Genomic DNA, 1,471 nt, shown 5'->3' with positions numbered 1-1,471 from the left:
GCTGGGCAAGGGCGAGATATTCTTCGGTTTTGCTTGGCATTTTGGCCTCCTTCTTCAGATTTTAGGGTATAAAAATAGCGGGCAACCGTTTTGGGGTTGCCCGCAAGGGATGTAATAAAGATCGATTATTATTCAAACTTTTTATGACACTTTGGGCACTCTTTAGGGATTGGTCTATAACCAACAAGCGAGCAGCCACAATAAGGACATTTCATCATAATGAGATGATATACAATGCCGCCAATAACAACTATTGCACCGATTAACAGGCACAGGTTGATTTTGTACTCCTTTGTTGTCATTGCGCCTATTACCACGAGCAATATTCCTGTTACCAAGATGAGACAAGAAATGAAAGCGTGCTTTTGCGGGCTGTTGTTTTTCATATGGTCACGTTCCTTTGTCAAATTCCGAGTTGTCGAATTGAGCATATTACATAAGCGAACACTCCAACCCTACAGCTCGGTTTCCACCGCAAGCTGCTCCTGCTTTTCTTTTTCGTCAGCGATTTGGACGTCAATATCTTCGCGCATCTTTTTCAGAAGTGCAAGGACTCGCTTGATTTGATCTTTGGTGTTTTCCACTCTGCTCTGTGCCTGGTTGATGTGATCCAGAACTGCCCAGTCTGCAAAGAGGCCATCAAAGAAGAAATCCGCAAATTTCAGAAAGCTGTCTACTGTAATCTGAAGGTCGGCGGTGATTTCAACATCGGAAAGTTCAGTTTTGAACCGCCGCAGTTCCACTTGAAGCTGTTCGATTTGTTCCTGAGCATCGTCCAGTTCTTCATACTTGGCAAGATCGGCCATCAAACCGCCGCCCATTACGTCCCATGTACTCCAGCCCTCGGCATTGTCGAGGGTTTCCAGAACTTCATTGACCGTATGCAGGGCGGTCTTTCCGGCGTTGATGGCTTCCAGCAGCTCCCGCTTTTGGACTTTCAGTGCGGCAATACGGCTTTCACTTTCCGCAACCTGCTGTGCGGCAGGGTGGGCAGATGCTTTGATGCTTTTGATTTTTTCGGAAAGAGCAGCTTGATACTGCCTTTCACAATCGGACAGCCGTGCCAGTCTATTTTGAATCTGCTCCAAGTCGGCATCAACGGAAGAAAGGTCATGGAGAGCCCCATCGTACTTGACACGGGCTGCATAGGCTTCCTGCCGTTCTTTGTCCAGCTTTTCATCCATTTTTCCAATCACTTGATAGAAAAATGCGGCAAGGCTGTGCCCCTCCAGACGGTCCACATCAGCCTGTTCTGCCAGCTTGGATTTTTCCAGCTTTTTCAGACGATCAGCAAGCGTATCTCTCTGGGCAGTCAGTTCTTTCTGCTTTGCTTCACAGTCCTTCTTTTCTGCGACCTGCTGCCAAAGTTCTTTCAACGTAGAATCACTCATATGGAATGTCCTTTCCCGGCATTACAGTTCTTCGTTCAGAAGCTGGTTCAAAAAATGCTGCCGATTATTTACAAATGTTT

General features: G+C 46.6%; 1 protein-coding gene. It reads right to left on the bottom strand.

The genetic code is table 11. The annotated features are described in order from the left end of the window. Window positions 1-455 precede the first annotated feature (455 nt). Window positions 456-1,391 carry a hypothetical protein gene (locus DW937_RS14555; RefSeq protein ID WP_120121502.1) on the bottom strand — a complete coding sequence of 312 codons (936 nt, stop codon included), beginning with the start codon at window positions 1,389-1,391 and terminating at the stop codon, window positions 456-458. Window positions 1,392-1,471: the final 80 nt, after the last annotated feature.

Source organism: Faecalibacterium sp. AM43-5AT, from assembly GCF_003603345.1.
GTDB classification, from domain to species: Bacteria; Bacillota; Clostridia; order Oscillospirales; family Ruminococcaceae; genus Faecalibacterium; species Faecalibacterium taiwanense.
The sequence above is the reverse complement of the archived record's forward strand: the minus strand, read 5'-3'. Positions and strand labels throughout refer to the sequence as shown.

Bases quoted from the DNA above. Each gene is read 5' to 3' on its own strand.
- DW937_RS14555 (WP_120121502.1), bottom strand. From the start codon at position 1,391: ATGAGTGATTCTACGTTGAAAGAACTTTGGCAGCAGGTCGCAGAAAAG.